Below are 17,450 nucleotides of genomic sequence, written 5' to 3' on the forward strand. Positions count from 1 at the left end.
CGCTATAAGATACCCCCACCTAAAATATGGCGGGGGTATCTTACATATGAACCGCTCGTGGTAACGAATAATACATATGTGTTACACATAATATTTGTTCCATCCATTGCTCTACTTCTTTCGTATACATTTCCAAAAAGAATATCTCTGACGGAAACGAATGCAGCACCTCCGATATATACTGTGGGTATAAATACGGCATATTTATCATGCCTTTTAATTGCGTCATAAACATTGTAAAAGACACCTTTTGAAACTCCTGCTGCACTTGTCCTTGTTTAATGATTTGCTCTATATAGTATCTTTCTTTAGAAAAATAAACGGTCATCACTTCTCGGATTAACGTTGTATCAAGTGAAAGCTCTCGGTAAAAGAATCGAGTAAGTTCCCTATGCTCAAACTGATAGCGCAAAATTCCCCTTACAATATGATTCATCACTTCTTTAGCTGGCAAATACTCTCTTTGTTCAAATGACCTCTCAATTACTCCGATATATCCTTCTAAAAAATCCGTTATAAGCTGTTCTAATAAACCTTGCTTTCCAGCAAAATAATATGAAATATTAGCCACATTCACATCCGCCCGCTTTGCAATATCTCGCACCGATGTTCCATCGTACCCTTTCGTATTAAACAATGAAATTGCCGCATCAATTACCTTTTGTTTCGTCTGCTTCATGCGCTCACTTCCTCTCACCTTGAACAGCTATAGTGTAAATTTCTTGACTTTTAAGACAAATTCCTTTAATTTTCTATCGACAAAGTCATATGAAATACACCGTATTTTGCTATGATTTTACATTTCTCGATAGAAAGGGTGACGTTTCCATGTTTACAAAAGAAAGTTATACAGAATCGCGTGAGCAGCAATATGAAACGGTAATTAAACAACTTGATGCATTATTAACTGGTGAATCAAATGTAGTCGCTAATTTAGCAAATGCTTCGGCTCTTCTAAACCAATTTTTAGAGCGCATTAATTGGGTTGGCTTTTATGTAACAGAAGGAAATCAACTTGTACTTGGACCTTTTCAAGGAATGCCAGCGTGCGTTCGTATTCCATTTGGACGCGGTGTTTGCGGCGTAGCAGCTGAAACAAAAACAACGCAGCTTATAGCAGATGTTCATCAATTCCCAGGACATATCGCTTGCGATAGTGCGTCTAATTCTGAAATTGTTGTACCAATTATAAAAGAAGACAACGTCATCGGAGTACTAGATATCGATAGTCCAGAAAAAAATCGTTTCGACAAAGTAGATCAGCACTACTTAGAGAAATTTGTGGAAACACTCCTAAAACATATGTAAAAGACGAGAGCCATCAATTTAGTAAATCGATGGCTCTTTTTTTCATTCTCCATTCGCATGAGAAAATGTATTCGATAGCTTCTGTAATGCATATGCCAAATCTGAGACAATATCCTCCCATGATTCTAATCCGACAGATAAGCGTATTAAATTATCAGCAATGCCCATTTCATGGCGCACTGCCGCTGGGATGACAGCGTGCGTCATCGTTCCTGGATGTTGGACTAACGTCTCTGTATCACCAAGACTCACCGCAATTGTAATAAATTGCAATTCATTCATAAAGGCCTGCGCTTCTTCTTTTCCACCTTTAATCGTAAATGAAATCACACCGCCCCCGCGCTTCATTTGAGAAGATGCAATCTCTCCTTCTGGATACCAAACCGCTTCAACACTTTCGTGGTTTTTTAAAAAACCCACCACTTTTTCCGCATTATCACAGTGCCGATCCATTCGTACAGCTAACGTCTTTAACCCCCGTAGCAAAAGCCAGGCATCAAAAGGTGCCATAATTCCCCCGATATCTTTTCGAATCGGACGAATTTGTTCAGCTAGCTCCTTCGTTTTACAAACCGTCACACCTGCAACAACATCTCCATGCCCACCAATATATTTAGTAGCACTATGAAGAACAACATCAGAGCCGAGTGTAAGAGGCGTTTGTAGATAAGGCGAGCAAAATGTATTATCGACAATGACAAGCAGTTCGTTTTGTTTTGCAACTTTGATAACCTTCTCTAAATCGATCAGCCTCATTGTTGGATTAATCGGTGTTTCAACAAATATTAATTTTGTATTCGGACGAATTTCCGCCTCAATTTCTTCTTCTGTTTCCATATCACATAGTGAATGAGTAATCATAAATTTCTCTTCTAGTACTTCTAAAAAACCATACGTACACCCATATAACCCATTCGAGCAAATAATATGATCTCCAGCACGTAAAAATGCGAGAAGCGTCGCCGAAATTGCTGCCATTCCAGAGCCAAACGCTAGCGCTACTTCTCCCTCTTCTAAAGCAGCCATACGCTCTTCAAACAATTCCACAGTCGGATTTCCAAGTCTTGAATAAATGTAAGACGGATCCTGCCCAGCAAAACTCGCTTCTCCTTGCTGCGCTGTTTCAAACGTAAAAGTTGAAGTTTGAAATAGCGGTGGCGTTAAACTCCCTTTATGCATCTTAGACTCATACCCGTGATGAATAAGCGCTGTTTCTATATGTTTCTTTTTCATACAAACATCCCCCTTATATTTCCATTTTATGTAAACGCTTTCTGTCTGTTGCTATCCTTTCTTTCATACTGATTTGAATTCCTTCTTGCAATTTCCAAAATTTCTATGCATAAAACAAAAAAGAACTCACTTGACGAAATTCCAGCAAAAAGATATAATAGCGTTTGTGTAAAATAAAAAGGCAGCCTTGTAATGTGAGTTTATTGTTTGTATTTTGTTCCTCCATTCTGAGGTGTATCTCGTAACTCCCTGCTGCTGGAGCGAAGGTACATGAAAACAAAATGCGCATAAATGTCGATTACGTCTGTTTTTATTTTACGAAAATAAAAACACTAAAGGAGGAGTCAACTATGGCTCGTTATACAGGTCCAGCTTGGAAACTGTCTCGTCGTCTTGGAATCTCTCTAAGCGGCACAGGTAAAGAATTAGAAAAACGCCCTTACGCACCAGGTCCTCACGGTCCGAACCAACGTAAGAAACTTTCAGAATACGGTTTACAATTACAAGAGAAACAAAAACTTCGTCACATGTACGGCATGACTGAGCGTCAATTCCGTCGCACATTTGACCAAGCAGGTAAAATGCCAGGTAAACACGGCGAAAACTTCATGATCCTTCTTGAAGCTCGTCTTGACAACCTAGTTTACCGCATGGGCTTAGCTCGCACTCGTCGTGCAGCTCGCCAATTAGTAAACCACGGTCACATCATGGTTGATGGCGCTCGCGTAGACATCCCATCTTACCGCGTAAAACCTGGTCAAACTATCAGCGTTCGCGAAAAATCTAACAACCTTGTTGTTGTTAAAGAAGCGATCGAAGTTAACAACTTCGTACCAGAATACTTAACTTTCGATGCTGATAAATTAGAAGCTACTTTCACTCGCTTACCAGAGCGCGCTGAATTAGCTGCTGAAATCAACGAAGCGTTAATCGTAGAGTTCTACTCTCGTTAATCTCGGTACTCTGCAAAGAGTAGTATTAAAAGCCTTAGAAACCTTGTTAATTCAAGGTTCCTGGGCTTTTTTTATTATCATTAATAATGCAAAATAAAGCATAAAAAAGAATGTACCTGGGGCGAGTTTGGGGAAAAAATTACAATGGGCTGACGTGTGTATAGGAATGAGTAAATGTAAACAAAATAATAAAAAGTACTGTAGATTTTCTAATAAAGCAGATTTATCTTATTTGTATCTGACGATTATTAGCCCTCTTTTCTTCAAAAATTTTCATTGTTCTTTTATCCACATATGAAGAAATTTTTCTGCTTCTAATACTGGAAAATACCACTTTCCACCTCACTTCCTATTTTGGTTTTTCTACATGCTTTTTTCACGATATTTATGAGAACGATATCAGAATGTACCCCAAAAAATACTTCTCTCGTATCATTTCTTCTTTTTTGTCGAAATCCCTCTGTCACCCTTCAAAAATGTATACATATGGACGAACTTTTATGATGGAACAATTCCTTCTATAGGAACGAACTGATTCCGATACCTCATACTAACTCTTCAACAAGAAGAACCGTTAGGCTTTTGCCTAACCGCCATTCATCTCCCACCTACTCATTGGACCATGTCCTACCCATTCCTTGAGGTGGGAGTTTTCTGTCGGGAAATGATAAAAAAGCACTCCATAAGGAATGCTTTAAAATAATTAATCTAGTGATAGTCCTAACTTTTCACTAAATGTTTCACGCAGATAGTCTTCTAAGATCTTTGTCGTAAATTTTTCATTACGACCTAAAGCAAACAATTCTCCATCTTTTACAATAATTGTATCAAGAGGAGTAACTACTTCATCAACAATTTTTGTAATTTCAATTATATTATTTTCAGTATGTACTTCCGTTTTAAATTCAATATTTTCTACTACTATATGCGAACGTCTACCAGATGTAAAAAAATTAAAATTAGGATTCTTTACAACACCTATTTTAATTTCTAGTTCATATAAATATTGAAAGATTACATCTCTGTGCCCGTTCTTGATAATTTTTTTATCCTTCTCGTCTTCTAAATATTCTTTTATTCTTATTGCAAATTCATCTGGGAAGCTCATTTTTTCCGACGCTCCTTTCTACATTTAATGTCAGAATTATGAATTAATATAATTGTATCATAGCGAAAAACAACTTCCCATTAAAAGTAAATAAAAAGAGCAACCATGCATCAGTTGCCCTTTCGTCAAAATCTTATGTTATTACTATAAATCATTTTTTCAATAGTTTCGTTGCCCCAAAAGTAACTCACCAAAAAGTCACCTTATAACTCATCCACAAACTGAAGTGATCCTAAAAAGTTAGACAGGTTATTTCATTAGGCAACTTCTTAGGCATGGGTTCGGTATTGTACCGGGCTCATGCCCTTTAGTTTTACCTTAATTCATAGACTACTTGTGCTTTGTCTTGTTTCGTGATTTTTCCTTGTTTTGAACTAAGGCATTCAACTTTTTTAAATACGCATTTTCCATACGTAAACGCTCATTTTCCGCTTGTAGTGCTTCTACTGAGCCTTCAGCTACTCCTTGATTTTTGGTGGTATTAAGGTTTTTATTTTTCATGGATAGACGCCCCTTTTTCTTTGATTGTAGGGCATCAAATCCTCCTGAGTCATAAGCTATTTTCCATTTCCGAAGTGTTTCGTAAGACGGAATGTTGAAAATCGCCGCTGTTTCCCTAATAGATGTCCCTTGTTCGTTCATATAATTAAGTACATCTAGTTTATACTGGGAGCAGTAGGATGTATAGCGCTTTTCAAAAGCATTTTCACCTAAAGATTCATATTGTCTAATCCACTGATAGAGCATACTGGAGTGAACACCAATAGATTTAGCAATTGTTTTTCCACCTTCAGCTCCCTCTAAATATCGTCTCACCGCTCGTATTTTTTCTTTTGAAGAAAATTCAGCCATAAAAAAGTGCACCTCCAATTGTTAGACTGTGTCTAACAATCGGGGTGCACTTCACTTTGGATCGGCTTTTTTCGTGTATATATATAAATATTATTATTTATTCTCTTCTTGTTTTTCCACATATACATAAGCATCTTTAGGACTTTTATGTACATCACTTTGTGCATTCTCCGCAAGCTGACCAGCATTTAGCAAAGAAAAAATAATGAGCGCTTCTAGTGACATTTCGTTTTACCACTCCTTTCATTTTTACCTTATACATACATCATACTCCTCACTTGTGATTTCCGTATGAACATAGAAAGAAGATTAAAACAAAAAAGACTTTGAAGAGTACGTCCCCCCAAAGCCTTTTTTATAAACCTTTATTGATTAGTAACGAATTAAGAAATATTTCTTCTTACCGCGGCGGATAATTGTAAACTTACCTTCAATGCGGTCATTTTCTGTTACAACATAATCTAATGCTTGTGTACGCTCACCGTTTACGTAAATTGCACCATTTGTTACATCTTCACGTGCTTGACGTTTTGATGGTGAAATTTTGCTTTCTACAAGTAAGTCGATTAATCCAGTATCTTCTGCACTGCGTTCTACAGATGGTACATCTTTGAAACCTTGCTCGATTTCACTTGCAGTTAGTTCAGCTACAGAACCACTAAATAATGCTGCAGAAATTTTAATTGCTTGCTCTAATGCTTCCTCACCGTGAACAAGTTTTGTCATTTCAGAAGCTAGAGCTTTTTGTGCTGCACGTTTTTCTGGTGCTTCAGCTACTTGTTTTTCTAGCTCAAGAATTTCTTCATGAGATAAGAATGTGAAGTATTTTAAGTATTTCACAACATCGCGGTCGTCTGTGTTAATCCAGAATTGGTAGAACTCGTAAGGCGTTGTTTTCTCTGGATCTAGCCAAATTGCGCCGCCTTCTGTTTTACCAAACTTCGTACCATCAGATTTTGTAACAAGCGGAATTGTTAAACCGAATGCTTTCGCATCTTCTTCTGATTTACGAATTAATTCAAGACCTGCTGTAATGTTACCCCATTGGTCACTACCACCAATTTGTAAGCGGCAACCGTGTTGTTGGTACAGATTTAAGAAGTCGTATGATTGTAAAATCATGTAACTAAATTCAGTAAATGAAATACCTGTCTCTAAACGAGATGCTACTGTATCTTTTGCTAACATGTAGTTTAAACCGAAGTTTTTACCGATGTCACGTAAGAATGTAATCACATCTAAGTTTCCAAGCCAGTCATAGTTATTTGCCATCGTTGCTGGGTTTTCTACATTTTCAAACTCTAAGAAGTTTGAAAGTTGATTTTTAATACTTTCTGTGTAGTAAGCAACTGTATCTTTCGTATTTAATGTACGTTCTGCTTTTTTACCACTTGGGTCTCCGATCATACCTGTACCACCACCAACAAGTGCGATTGGTTGATGACCAGCTAATTGGAAACGACGTAACATTAATACCGGTAGCATATGACCGATATGTAAGCTGTCTGCTGTTGGGTCAAAACCACAGTATAATTTTACACTTTCTTTCTCTAATAATTGTTGTAAACCTTCAGCATCTGTTTGCTGATTAATTAGTCCGCGAAATTCAAGATCTTGTAAAATACCCATATCCTACATACTCTCCTTTAAATTAAATAGAGCGTGAAATGTGAAAACATAAAAAAATCGTCCCTCAAATAAGGGACGATTTTGATTATCGCGTTACCACCCTAGTTGCAGGCAAAAGCCCACCACCTCATTCACATAACGGCTCAGCACCGTCTTTTCCCTTTTGAATACGATTCAATCGAAAAAAGATGCTCTAGGGGCGTAATTCGCGATCATCTATGTGCTGATTTCCACCGACCATCAGCTCTCTAAAACAGGGAAATGATCACTACTTCTCCCTTTCCACGCTCAGTTATTTATATACTTTTCTTTATACCATCATTTATATAGGCATGTCAAATAGAGGTATAATTTCCCAGTCGGTCAATTTCCTTACAAGCTCGCAACGAGTATCGTAACTAAGGAAAGAATCGGTACACTTGCTAATAGAGACATATGAAACACAATTGATAAATCATTTCCAATCGTCGCTTCTACGGGATCTTTTGCTGGAGAAGCAAGAAACCGAAGCAATCGTTCAAAACGATTTACTTTCTTTGAAAAGTCTGGTACTTCTACATAATCGCTATCTAAATGTTGTTTCAGTTTATACTCTTTCTCAAAGGGATTTTCACTCAATGTCATCTACCTCCAGTAATTGCTTCAATTTCTTCATACCAGTATGAAGTCTCGATTTTACCGTTCCTACAGGAATACCAAGTATCTGCGCAATCTCTTTTTGTGGCATATCATGATAATAAGAAAGAATAAGGACAGCCCTCTGATCTTCAGGAACTTTCAAAATCGCCTCCCAATCTCTCGTGTCATAAACTTATACAAACAAAGAAGGCAATTGGTTCAAAAATTAATTTATTTTTTCACTTTTGAAACAGTCATCCCATCGCCAATTGGAATAAGCAGAGATTCTAACTGAGGATGCTTGGCCACAGTTTCATTAAATTTCTTCATTAATTCCGTATAACGTTTCGGTTTAGCGCCTGAATCTGCTACACTACCGCCTGCAAGTACATTATCAGTAACGATTACAGCATCTGGTTGCGCCAGCTTAATGCAATAGTTCAAGTAATTTTCATAGTTTTCTTTGTCTGCATCAATAAAGAAAAAATCAAATCGCTTATTATCGCCAACTAGTTTTTCAAGGCTTTGTAAAGCAGATCCGGTCATATATGATACTTGATCACCAAAGCCAGCTTTCAATAAATTACTGTACGCTAACTTTGCATATTTCTCCTCTAATTCAAGAGAAGTTAACTTCCCTTCCCCACCAAATCCTCTAGCAAGACAAATTCCGCTATAGCCTCCAAGAGCTCCTATTTCTAGAACATTTTTAGCTCCTGAAATGGATACAAGCATCGTTAGCAGTTTTCCAGAAGAGGGAGATACTGATATAGGAGGCATTTCATTTTCTTTTATGGACAAAATAACTTCTTCCAAAAGAGCATCTTGTTTTTGGAACACTGAATCAATGTAACTGTTCATTTGATTCATTTTATGCGCCCCCTTTCTCATTACGATCAATTGCAGAAGCTTCTGTTACTTCATTTTTCTCACTATGTACTTCTACTGTTTCACTTTCATGTATTTCAAATAATTGAGTGAATTCGTTAATTACCATATCGATAGCTTTTAATTCACCGACTAAAATTTGGTGAATCGATTGAAACTCTGGCGCATCTAACTGTTGTTTAATCGTTGAACGTTTCAGATTCATCATCTCTAAAAAAGCAATGGCTCTTCCTCGGCGGAAAGTTTTTGGTCCACGGTGTTGTGAACTATCCTTTCTTTTGTGACGGTCACCACGGTGATGCCCTTCTCTCTTAAAGTCCTGAAATGTTTCTTTTCTCATTATAAAATCACTCCTTCGTATACAAATGTATACATATCATTATTTGTATCAATTGTATACATTTGTATACAAAATGTCAAAATTTGAATTCAAATCAATTATTTTTGGTACTTAAAATAATTTAAAACACAATCAAATTCTAAACTCCGCTAAAATAGATTGATCAAAGTGGCTCTCCCTATTCTCATTGTTTATTTCAATTAACAAATTTTCCAAACATGCAAAAAAATATCTGTCCGTTATGTTTTTATATAAAAACACAACAGGCAGATATAAATGATTCAAAAGCTATTTTATTCTTTTTATAAATTTCGCAGGATTCCCGCCAACTACAACGTTACCAGGCACATCCTTCGTTACAACTGCACCTGAAGCAATTACGGCATTATCACCAATTGTTACACCAGGATTAATAATAGCTCGCCCGCCAATCCAAACGTTATTCCCAATTGTTACTGGCTTACCAAACTCGGCACCGCTTATGCGCTCGACCCAGTCAAGTGGATGGGTTGCTGTATAAATGTGCACACCAGGAGCTAACATACAGTTCTCACCGATTGTAACTGGGCATACATCTAAAATGACACAATCAAAGTTCGCGTAAAAGTTTTCGCCAACATGAATGTTATAACCGTAATCACACTTAAAGGAAGATTCAACATGAATATTATCTCCTGTCGTTCCGAATAGCTCTTTTACGATTAAACTGCGCTCTTCATATTTTGTTTCCGGTGTTTCATTTAATTTTCTTGTTAATATACGGGCCTGCTCCCTTTCCTGTACTAATACTGGATCAGCAGGTATGTACATTTCTCCTTGTATCATTTTTTCTTTTTCTGTTTTCATCATATCCTTCCTTCCCAACTCGTATATACGAGTTATACATTACCATTGTCTCATCAAAAGATGTTTTAAGCTATAGGAAACCGTATTAATTTGCTAAAGAATATTTATAAATTCTCCCTATCTTCCCTTCTATCATTTCAATTCAATACCTAGCACAAAAAGAAAAGTCTGAACGAAGTATACGTTCAGACCTTTCTTTTTTAATCTTCCATCGTTGATAAATCGCCTGTTGGCAAGTTTAACTCCCACGCTTTTAACACGCGTCGCATAATTTTACCGCTTCTTGTTTTCGGTAATTTATCTCGGAATTCAATTTGTCTTGGCGCTGCATGAGCTGCAAGGCCCTTTTTCACAAATTGACGAATATCTTCTTTTAATTCATCAGATGCTTCATATCCAGCTCGAAGTGCGATAAATGCTTTAATAATTTCACCGCGTACTGGATCTGGAATACCAATTACACCAGCTTCTGCTACAGCAGCGTGTTCAATTAATTTACTTTCTACTTCAAATGGACCAACGCGCTCACCAGAAGTCATAATGACATCATCAATACGCCCTTGGAACCAGAAATATCCATCTTCATCCATATAAGCAGAGTCACCTGATACATACCAATCTCCTGGCATAAAGTAAGACTCATATTTTTGCGGATTGTTCCAAACCGCGCGCATCATAGATGGCCAACCTTTTGCAATCGCTAAGTTCCCCATTGTATATGGCGGTACTTCATTTCCTTCATTATCAACAATCGCTGCCTTCACACCTGGAATTGGTTTCCCCATTGATCCCGGGCGAATTTCCATACAAGGATAGTTACAAATAACTTGTCCGCCTGTTTCTGTCATCCACCATGTATCATGAATGCGAAGACCGAATGCATTCATTCCCCAGCGAATTACTTCTGGGTTTAATGGTTCACCAACACTTAGTACGTGACGGAGTGCTGATAAATCGTATTTCTTAATCGCTCCTTCGCCCGCTCCCATTAACATACGGAATGCTGTTGGTGCACTATACCAAACTGTTACACCGTAATCTTGCAGCGCTTCGTACCATGCCTCTGGACTAAAACGTCCTCCTAAAACGACATTTGATCCACCTACTAACCACGGTGCAAAAATACCGTAAGCAGTTCCTGTCACCCAGCCTGGGTCAGCTGTGCACCAATATACATCATCCTCTTTTAAATCAAGCACCCATTTTGCCGTTTGATAATGCTGCACCATTGCATTTTGTGCATGAAGAACTCCTTTTGGTTTCCCTGTAGAGCCGGACGTATAATGAAGAATTAATCCATCTTCGCGGTCTAACCATTCAATTTGCAGTTTATTAGAGGCTTGCTCAAATAATGGATTAAACGCAATAAGTTTTCCGCCTTCTTCTACATTATCGCCAACAAGAAAGACTGTTTTTAATGCTGGTAAATCATTAAGCGGTACACGTTCTAACAATTCAGGTGTTGTAATTAACACCTTTGCTTCGCTATCTTCTAAGCGATCGCGTACTGCTCCTTCCATAAATGCTTCAAATAACGGACCAACAATTGCTCCTAATTTTACTGCACCAAGAAGTGCGAAATATAATTCTGGTGAACGCGGCATGAAAATAAAAACGCGATCTCCTTTTTCTACATCACCATAGTTTTTCAGAACATTTCCTGCTTTATTAGAGAACTCCTTCATTTCTTTAAATGTATATTTTTCTTTGCGTGCTCCATCTTGATAATAAAGGGCCACTTTATTTTTTCGATCAGATTTCGCATGCTTATCAATTGCCTCATATGCCATATTTACTCGGCCTGTTTCATACCAAGAAAAGTTTTTATTAACCTCTTCCCAGTTGAAACCTGCATATGCTTCTTCATAATCGGGTAAATTATTTTCTCCTTTAATGACAGGAAGCGTTTCCACTTTCATACTTTACATCCCCCTCCTATGTATTCTATTATCTATTATAATAACATTATTTAAAATTTTCAGTATTTTTGTTGATTTTTAGACAAATTTTTACTGACAAAATTCGATTCACATCGCATATATTATAAAGTACGATAGATTGTAGATTCACAAACCCTCAAGGTGGTGAGTAAAACATTGATTCATAGAAAAATATATAATGCAAGAAACTTAAAAACGGCGCGAGGAACTTTAATTATTGAAGGCCCTGTGTCTACACATAATCTCGAAATGTATGAATTTCATCCAGACTTAGTTGCATTCCGTCCTGCTGATCAGCAATATAAAGCAATTGTCGAAATTTCTAAATTACCAGAAGCTCGTCTCATTATTGCGAGACAAGACCAAACAATTGTCGGATATGTTACATACCTATATCCTGATCCGCTAGAACGATGGTCAGAAGGAAACATGGAGAATTTAATTGAACTCGGAGCAATTGAAGTCATTCCAGCATTCCGTGGATGCTCTGTTGGAAAAAATCTATTAGAAGTTTCTATGATGGATGATCATATGGAAGATTATATTATATTAACGACTGAATATTACTGGCACTGGGATTTAAAACAAACTGGTTTGAATGTTTGGGAATACCGTAAAGTGATGGAAAAGATGATGAACGCAGGAGGCCTAGAATGGATGGCAACAGATGATCCAGAAATTTGTTCTCATCCCGCTAACTGTTTAATGGTTCGCATCGGCAACCGCGTTGATCCAAATTCCATCCAAGCATTTGACCGTTTACGCTTTCAAAATCGTTTTATGTATTAAGAAGGGAGGCATATTCAATGATTGTAGAAGAAATTATGAATCATGATGTAATCACACTGCACCCAGACGATACGATAGAAACAGCAATACGAACAATACGTACAAAGAGCATTCGGCATATTCCTATTATTAATCAAGATAACAACGTAGTCGGTATTATTTCCGACCGCGACGTCCGAGATGCAAGTCCATCCATTCTTGATGAAGAAGTTTCACTCGATATATTAAAACAACCTATTCAAGTCATTATGAAACAGCCCGTGATGACATGTCATCCTCTCGATTTTGTTGAGGAAATTGCGACGTTATTTTTTGAAAATAAAATTGGCTGTCTTCCTGTTACAAAGGGAGGAAAGCTTGTTGGAATCATATCAGAATCCATAGTACTGCATACACTCGTCAAACTGACAGGTGCTCATCAGCCAAGTTCACAAATTGAGATTCAAGTAAAAAATGAACCTGGTATTCTCGGAAAAGTAGTTGCTATTTTTAGCGAACTACAAATTAATATTGTGAGCGTTCTCGTCTATCCAGCAAAAGATGAGAATGATAAAGTACTCGTTTTCCGCATTCAAACGATGAATCCTCTCAGGGTGATTGAAGCACTAGAACAAAAGGGCTATCATGTTTTATGGCCAAATATAATGGGGATGCAGGCATGAAGAGCGCCTTCATTTATTCAGATGATTTTCGGGGCTATTCCTTTAGCCCTGAGCATCCTTTTAATCAGCTTCGCGTTACACTTACTTATGATTTATTACTAAAAAGTGGATTCATTCATCCTTCTCAAGTCATTCCTCCACGGATGGCAACAGATGAGGAGATTGCTTTCATTCATACAGAGGAATACATAAATGCGGTAAAACGTGCTGGAGAAGGGAAATTAGAACAATCAATCGCCATGTCATACGGTCTTGGAACAGAAGATACACCGATGTTTCCAAATATGCATGAAGCGAGCGCATTACTTGTTGGCGGTACATTAACAGCTGTAGATGCTGTTCTTTCAGGTCAAGTAAAGCATGCATTAAATTTAGGTGGTGGGTTACACCACGGATTCCGGGGCAAAGCATCTGGATTTTGTATCTATAACGATAGCTCTATCGCTATAAAATATATGCAAAAAAAATATGGATTGCGTGTTTTATACATTGATACGGATGCCCATCACGGCGATGGTGTACAATGGTCCTTTTATGATGATCCTAACGTCTGCACCATCTCATTACATGAAACTGGGCGCTATTTATTTCCGGGAACCGGCGCTGTAAACGAGCGAGGGCAAGGTGTTGGATACAGTTATTCTTTCAACGTTCCACTCGATGCCTTTACAGAAGACGAATCTTTTTTACAATCTTATCGTACCGTGGTGAAAGAAGTCGCAGCTTACTTTAAACCGGACATCGTTTTAACGCAAAATGGAGCCGACGCACATTATTATGATCCTCTTACTCACCTTTGTGCAACGATGCAAATTTATCGTGAAATTCCAAAGCTTGCTCATGAAATCGCCAATGAATACTGCGACGGGCGCTGGATTGCTGTTGGTGGTGGCGGCTACGACATATGGCGCGTCGTTCCAAGAGCATGGGCACTCATTTGGCTCGAAATGAACAACATCCAAAACATCTCAGGTTATCTCCCTCCAGAATGGATTGAAGCTTGGAAAGGACAAGCACCTATTGACCTTCCCCTCACATGGGAAGACCCTAACAACATGTATAATCCCATCCCTCGAAAACCAGAAATTGAAGAAAAAAATGCATTAACAGTGGCAAAATCCCTTGAAATTATTCGGAATAATACAAAAAAAGCTTTATATTAATTTATAAGAATAGGAGGTTTTCTCCTATTCTTTTTTATGAAAGGTGATCTTTTATGTGGAAAGGGCAGCTCATCCATACAAAACGTGGTACTTTTGAACTATTTATAAAAGGGAATGGTGAGCCACTCTGCGTTACTCATCACTACTCCGTCTTTAACGAAACTGGTGATTATTTTGCTGAGAGTTTTACTCCCACTCATCGTGTATTTTTAATCAATTTAAGAGATGCTGGCAATTCTATAAAAGCCACAAAAGAAACTGAATTAAGCTTGCTTGAAACAATTGAAGATTTAGAGGCGATAAAAGAAGCATTGCAACTTACATCATGGCATTTCGCCGGACATTCTACAGGCGGTATGATTGGACTTCTATACGCTATTACCTACCCAGATTCCTTGCAATCCTTAGTTGTTGTCAGTGCTGCTGCTAGTAACTACACGAAAACACCAGATTGTATTTACCATCCTGACCATCCAAGATTTCAATATATGCAAGACATCATCGAAGAATTGAAACTCCCTCATCTTACACCAGAAGAGCGAGGTACATTATCAGCTGAACGGACAAAATTATCTTTATATAAACCAGAACACTATAAAACATACTTCTCGAAACCGATTTATAAAACAATGGCTGTAAGTCGGATGAACGCTTTCGCTAAAGAATACTCACAATTTGACTTAAGAGATCAGCTTTCATCTATTACAGCAAAAACATTAATCATTTGCGGGAAGCACGATGTTCAGTGCCCATTGCAATATTCAATAGAGATACACGAAAGTATATCAGGTTCTATATTTATTCCATTTGAGTACAGCAACCATTATCCTTTTTTAGAAGAAAGCAGTCGTTTTACATCTATCATGAAAACTTTTTATAAATTGAAACTTTAATCAGTGGGGGTTCTCTTCATCCCCCACTGATTATTAGTTGAACCAATCGGGCTTTTACGGGCAGTTTATCTCCCACCTAACTGCTTTGCTTCCGCCGAATTTTGAGGTGGGAGTATTACTGCCCGTTAATGCGGGATAAATCATTACAGCACGAAAGCAGCAGGTACTAAATCACCTGCTGCTTGTGTAAGTGTAAAATCCTTCTTTATTTTGCTACAAACGTAACCTGATTTGCAGTTGCCCAGCCATTCATCGGTACAACCGTATATTTCTTACCTGGTTGTAATGTTGCACCATTTTGTAAATCAAAGATTCCTACTGCTCCTTTTCGAGAAGAAAAACGATATTGTGCTTCTAGTTTATTTCCATCTTCACTTTGTAATTCTACTTTTCGTCCAGCAAACAGCTCCATATTCGGATCGTTCTCTAACGCGATTTGGATCGACTTATTATCTATCGCTTCTGCACTTTGAATCACAAGTGGTGCAATCGTTTCTGCAGTAAACGTTGGATTTTTAACTGTTGACCAATCAGATGTGATTGTATACGTCATACCTGGTTGTAATGTTTGACCGACAGGTAGTCGAAACTTCGGTGCTTGTCTGCCATCTGCCGCTTGTGTAAATGGAACATACCCAGCTACAATTTGTTCTCCTGAGCTAGATGTAATTGTTAATTTCCGATCACGTAAGGAAGAAATAATTTGATATTGTTTCCCTTCTTTATCTTTATTTTCTTCATCTAATTGAAACGCCTGATCTCCTCGCCCTGCTTTATACGCTTCAATAATATTTGCATAATCTGTCACACCATCTTCTAAAAATGATTCAATTTCAAACGTATCATTAGTCACTTGTTTTGCTTGACGAACATTAATTTTTTCCGTACTTGCCTCAAATTTTTCTTTTTTTCCACCTTTATAACTTAATTTATATTTTGCTCCTGGTTTTTGAACTGTAACAGGTACAATATATGTACTTGTAGCTCCCGTTTTCAATCGTGGTACATTCACAATTTCTAGGCCATTATCAAATACAAAATTTTTCTTAATCGTCTCTAAATTTTCTAACTTCACCTCTTCTTCTGATAAAGGTTTAGAAAATGTTAGTTGCAATGTCATTGCGTTTAATGGCTGTAATTTTGTAATCTGTGCTTCTTGCTGCTTCTTTTCTTTTTTCTCTCCTTGTTTTGTCTCCTGTTTTGCTTCTGCTTTTGTTTCTCCTTGTGCACAACCTGTTACCATTACTGTAAATCCAATCATAGCTGGCACTAAAAATTTCATTTTTTTCATCCTCATCAAACCTCCAAATGATTATTTTTCTTTCAGATTCAATCATCTAATACTCAACAGATAACAGTTTTCTCATATCCCCTTATCTGTTCACTTTCTTTCTGTGATCCCTATAGTAGATGGCAAGTATAAATTGCCAATAAATAAATTCTTAAAAAAAGATAAAATAATGGTAATATATTTTTTAATTTTGTTAATTTGACTACCCTTAAACATAAAAAAACCTGTCAGTACTTTGACAGGTTCACTATACGTTAAAGCGATATCCAGCTCCCCATACCGTTTCAATATATTGCGGATGGGCAGGATCTCTTTCAATTTTCTCACGTAACTTTCGGACATGAACAACAACTGTAGCTAAATCTCCCGCTGAATCTAACCCCCAAATCCGTTCAAATAACTGTTCCTTACTTAACACTTGATTCGGGTTCAACACAAAAAATGTAAGTAGATCAAATTCTTTTGTTGTAAACGCAACTTCTTCGTTGTTTATGAATACTTTTCTAGCCCGTTGATCGATAGAAATTCCATGAATATATAACGTATCTCGCTGCTTGATCATATTTCCAGATAACCGCTCGTAACGCGCGATATGTGCTTTTACTCTTGCAACTAATTCACTTGGACTGAAAGGCTTTGTAATATAATCATCAGCCCCTAGCCCAAGCCCACGAATTTTATCAATATCTTCTTTTTTAGCTGATACAAGCAAAATAGGAATATCTTTCACAGCACGTATTTGTTTACAAATTTCAAATCCATTTATTTTTGGAAGCATGATATCTAAAATAATTAGATCATATTGTTCCTGTAAAGCACAGTGCAGTCCTGTTTCACCTGAATGTTGTACATCAACTTGAAAATCATGAATCTCTAAATAATCTCGCTGTAATTCCGCAATACTTACTTCATCTTCAATTAATAACACTCGCTTCAA

Annotated in this window: 18 protein-coding genes, 2 pseudogenes and 1 other annotated feature; of the genes and pseudogenes, 6 read left to right on the forward strand and 14 right to left on the reverse strand. The window is 37.4% G+C overall.

Translation table 11 applies throughout. The features are described from left to right. Positions 1–40: 40 nt before the first annotated feature. A complete protein-coding gene (refZ, locus tag J4P91_RS14915) occupies positions 41–679 on the reverse strand; it encodes a forespore capture DNA-binding protein RefZ (protein WP_207994756.1) in 639 nt (212 codons plus the stop codon). Between the two features lie 149 nt (positions 680–828). Between refZ and J4P91_RS14920 the strand changes: the two genes are divergently transcribed. Further along, positions 829–1,308, forward strand: a complete 480-nt coding sequence (locus J4P91_RS14920; protein WP_207994757.1) for a GAF domain-containing protein — start codon at positions 829–831, stop codon at positions 1,306–1,308. Between the two features lie 42 nt (positions 1,309–1,350). On the opposite strand, the gene megL is transcribed toward J4P91_RS14920, so the two are convergent. After that, complete coding sequence (gene megL / locus J4P91_RS14925; RefSeq protein ID WP_207994758.1) at positions 1,351–2,541, reverse strand: methionine gamma-lyase; 1,191 nt, start codon at positions 2,539–2,541, stop codon at positions 1,351–1,353. Between the two features lie 350 nt (positions 2,542–2,891). Here megL and rpsD point away from each other — a divergent pair, with 350 nt between their 5' ends. Continuing rightward, complete coding sequence (gene rpsD, locus J4P91_RS14930) at positions 2,892–3,494, forward strand: 30S ribosomal protein S4 (RefSeq protein WP_003201150.1); 603 nt, start codon at positions 2,892–2,894, stop codon at positions 3,492–3,494. Between the two features lie 703 nt (positions 3,495–4,197). Here the strand turns inward: rpsD and J4P91_RS14935 are convergent. The 10 genes and pseudogenes from J4P91_RS14935 to acsA all read right to left on the reverse strand — a co-directional run bounded on the left by J4P91_RS14935 (position 4,198) and on the right by acsA (position 11,694). Next, positions 4,198–4,602, reverse strand: coding sequence for a DUF3942 family protein (locus J4P91_RS14935; protein ID WP_207994759.1), 405 nt, complete (start codon positions 4,600–4,602; stop codon positions 4,198–4,200). A gap of 316 nt (positions 4,603–4,918) precedes the next feature. Then, positions 4,919–5,454 (reverse strand): annotated as a pseudogene (locus J4P91_RS14940) (helix-turn-helix domain-containing protein); the annotation flags it as partial. Between the two features lie 93 nt (positions 5,455–5,547). Next, positions 5,548–5,679 (reverse strand): transporter, encoded by a 132-nt coding sequence (locus tag J4P91_RS14945; protein WP_207994760.1) that lies wholly within the window; start codon positions 5,677–5,679, stop codon positions 5,548–5,550. Between the two features lie 147 nt (positions 5,680–5,826). Further along, entirely contained in the window at positions 5,827–7,083 is a 1,257-nt protein-coding gene (tyrS, locus tag J4P91_RS14950; protein WP_207994761.1) for a tyrosine--tRNA ligase, read from the reverse strand. Between the two features lie 68 nt (positions 7,084–7,151). Beyond that, positions 7,152–7,377: a binding site (T-box leader), on the reverse strand. A 78-nt stretch (positions 7,378–7,455) separates the two neighbouring features. Continuing rightward, positions 7,456–7,701 carry a hypothetical protein gene (locus J4P91_RS14955; protein ID WP_207994762.1) on the reverse strand — a complete coding sequence of 82 codons (246 nt, stop codon included), beginning with the start codon at positions 7,699–7,701 and terminating at the stop codon, positions 7,456–7,458. Further along, positions 7,694–7,873 (reverse strand): annotated as a pseudogene (locus tag J4P91_RS14960) (RNA polymerase sigma factor); the annotation flags it as partial. The pseudogene J4P91_RS14960 and the gene J4P91_RS14955, both read right to left, overlap by 8 nt. 59 nt (positions 7,874–7,932) lie before the next feature. Beyond that, on the reverse strand, positions 7,933–8,571 hold the full coding sequence (locus tag J4P91_RS14965; protein WP_207994763.1) for an O-methyltransferase: 639 nt from the start codon (positions 8,569–8,571) through the stop codon (positions 7,933–7,935). 1 nt (position 8,572) lies between these two features. Further along, positions 8,573–8,929: a hypothetical protein gene (locus tag J4P91_RS14970; protein ID WP_207994764.1), complete on the reverse strand. Its 357-nt coding sequence runs from the start codon at positions 8,927–8,929 to the stop codon at positions 8,573–8,575. A gap of 288 nt (positions 8,930–9,217) precedes the next feature. Further along, positions 9,218–9,775, reverse strand: a complete 558-nt coding sequence (locus tag J4P91_RS14975) for a maltose acetyltransferase domain-containing protein (RefSeq protein ID WP_207994789.1) — start codon at positions 9,773–9,775, stop codon at positions 9,218–9,220. 200 nt (positions 9,776–9,975) lie between these two features. Continuing rightward, positions 9,976–11,694, reverse strand: coding sequence for an acetate--CoA ligase (acsA, locus tag J4P91_RS14980; protein WP_207994765.1), 1,719 nt, complete (start codon positions 11,692–11,694; stop codon positions 9,976–9,978). 177 nt (positions 11,695–11,871) lie between these two features. Between acsA and J4P91_RS14985 the strand changes: the two genes are divergently transcribed. Genes J4P91_RS14985 through J4P91_RS15000 form a run of 4 tightly spaced genes read left to right on the forward strand, consistent with a single transcriptional unit; the run spans position 11,872 to position 15,222 of the window. After that, positions 11,872–12,504: a GNAT family N-acetyltransferase gene (locus J4P91_RS14985; protein ID WP_017153859.1), complete on the forward strand. Its 633-nt coding sequence runs from the start codon at positions 11,872–11,874 to the stop codon at positions 12,502–12,504. Between the two features lie 17 nt (positions 12,505–12,521). Further along, entirely contained in the window at positions 12,522–13,166 is a 645-nt protein-coding gene (locus J4P91_RS14990) for an acetoin utilization AcuB family protein (protein ID WP_207994766.1), read from the forward strand. After that, positions 13,163–14,329 (forward strand): acetoin utilization protein AcuC, encoded by a 1,167-nt coding sequence (locus J4P91_RS14995; RefSeq protein WP_207994767.1) that lies wholly within the window; start codon positions 13,163–13,165, stop codon positions 14,327–14,329. Before J4P91_RS14990 ends, J4P91_RS14995 begins: the two co-directional genes overlap by 4 nt. A 53-nt stretch (positions 14,330–14,382) precedes the next feature. Further along, the gene (locus J4P91_RS15000; protein WP_207994768.1) at positions 14,383–15,222 is read left to right on the forward strand and encodes an alpha/beta fold hydrolase; all 840 of its coding nucleotides are present in this window, start codon (positions 14,383–14,385) and stop codon (positions 15,220–15,222) included. A 205-nt stretch (positions 15,223–15,427) separates the two neighbouring features. Here the strand turns inward: J4P91_RS15000 and J4P91_RS15005 are convergent, their stop codons facing one another. Together J4P91_RS15005 and J4P91_RS15010 are read right to left on the reverse strand one after the other, a co-directional pair. After that, positions 15,428–16,513, reverse strand: a complete 1,086-nt coding sequence (locus tag J4P91_RS15005) for a hypothetical protein (protein ID WP_207994769.1) — start codon at positions 16,511–16,513, stop codon at positions 15,428–15,430. Between the two features lie 247 nt (positions 16,514–16,760). Beyond that, on the reverse strand, positions 16,761–17,450 hold the full coding sequence (locus J4P91_RS15010; protein WP_207994770.1) for a response regulator transcription factor: 690 nt from the start codon (positions 17,448–17,450) through the stop codon (positions 16,761–16,763).

The sequence above is a fragment of the Bacillus sp. XF8 genome (genome assembly GCF_017498755.1).
Taxonomy (GTDB): Bacteria; Bacillota; Bacilli; order Bacillales; family Bacillaceae_G; genus Bacillus_A; species Bacillus_A bingmayongensis.

Bases quoted from the DNA above. Each gene is read 5' to 3' on its own strand.
- refZ (WP_207994756.1), bottom strand. From the start codon at position 679: ATGAAGCAGACGAAACAAAAGGTAATTGATGCGGCAATTTCATTGTTT.
- J4P91_RS14920 (WP_207994757.1), top strand. From the start codon at position 829: ATGTTTACAAAAGAAAGTTATACAGAATCGCGTGAGCAGCAATATGAA.
- megL (WP_207994758.1), bottom strand. From the start codon at position 2,541: ATGAAAAAGAAACATATAGAAACAGCGCTTATTCATCACGGGTATGAG.
- rpsD (WP_003201150.1), top strand. From the start codon at position 2,892: ATGGCTCGTTATACAGGTCCAGCTTGGAAACTGTCTCGTCGTCTTGGA.
- J4P91_RS14935 (WP_207994759.1), bottom strand. From the start codon at position 4,602: ATGAGCTTCCCAGATGAATTTGCAATAAGAATAAAAGAATATTTAGAA.
- J4P91_RS14945 (WP_207994760.1), bottom strand. From the start codon at position 5,679: ATGTCACTAGAAGCGCTCATTATTTTTTCTTTGCTAAATGCTGGTCAG.
- tyrS (WP_207994761.1), bottom strand. From the start codon at position 7,083: ATGGGTATTTTACAAGATCTTGAATTTCGCGGACTAATTAATCAGCAA.
- J4P91_RS14965 (WP_207994763.1), bottom strand. From the start codon at position 8,571: ATGAATCAAATGAACAGTTACATTGATTCAGTGTTCCAAAAACAAGAT.
- J4P91_RS14970 (WP_207994764.1), bottom strand. From the start codon at position 8,929: ATGAGAAAAGAAACATTTCAGGACTTTAAGAGAGAAGGGCATCACCGT.
- J4P91_RS14975 (WP_207994789.1), bottom strand. From the start codon at position 9,775: ATGAAAACAGAAAAAGAAAAAATGATACAAGGAGAAATGTACATACCT.
- acsA (WP_207994765.1), bottom strand. From the start codon at position 11,694: ATGAAAGTGGAAACGCTTCCTGTCATTAAAGGAGAAAATAATTTACCC.
- J4P91_RS14990 (WP_207994766.1), top strand. From the start codon at position 12,522: ATGATTGTAGAAGAAATTATGAATCATGATGTAATCACACTGCACCCA.
- J4P91_RS14995 (WP_207994767.1), top strand. From the start codon at position 13,163: ATGAAGAGCGCCTTCATTTATTCAGATGATTTTCGGGGCTATTCCTTT.
- J4P91_RS15000 (WP_207994768.1), top strand. From the start codon at position 14,383: ATGTGGAAAGGGCAGCTCATCCATACAAAACGTGGTACTTTTGAACTA.
- J4P91_RS15005 (WP_207994769.1), bottom strand. From the start codon at position 16,513: ATGAAAAAAATGAAATTTTTAGTGCCAGCTATGATTGGATTTACAGTA.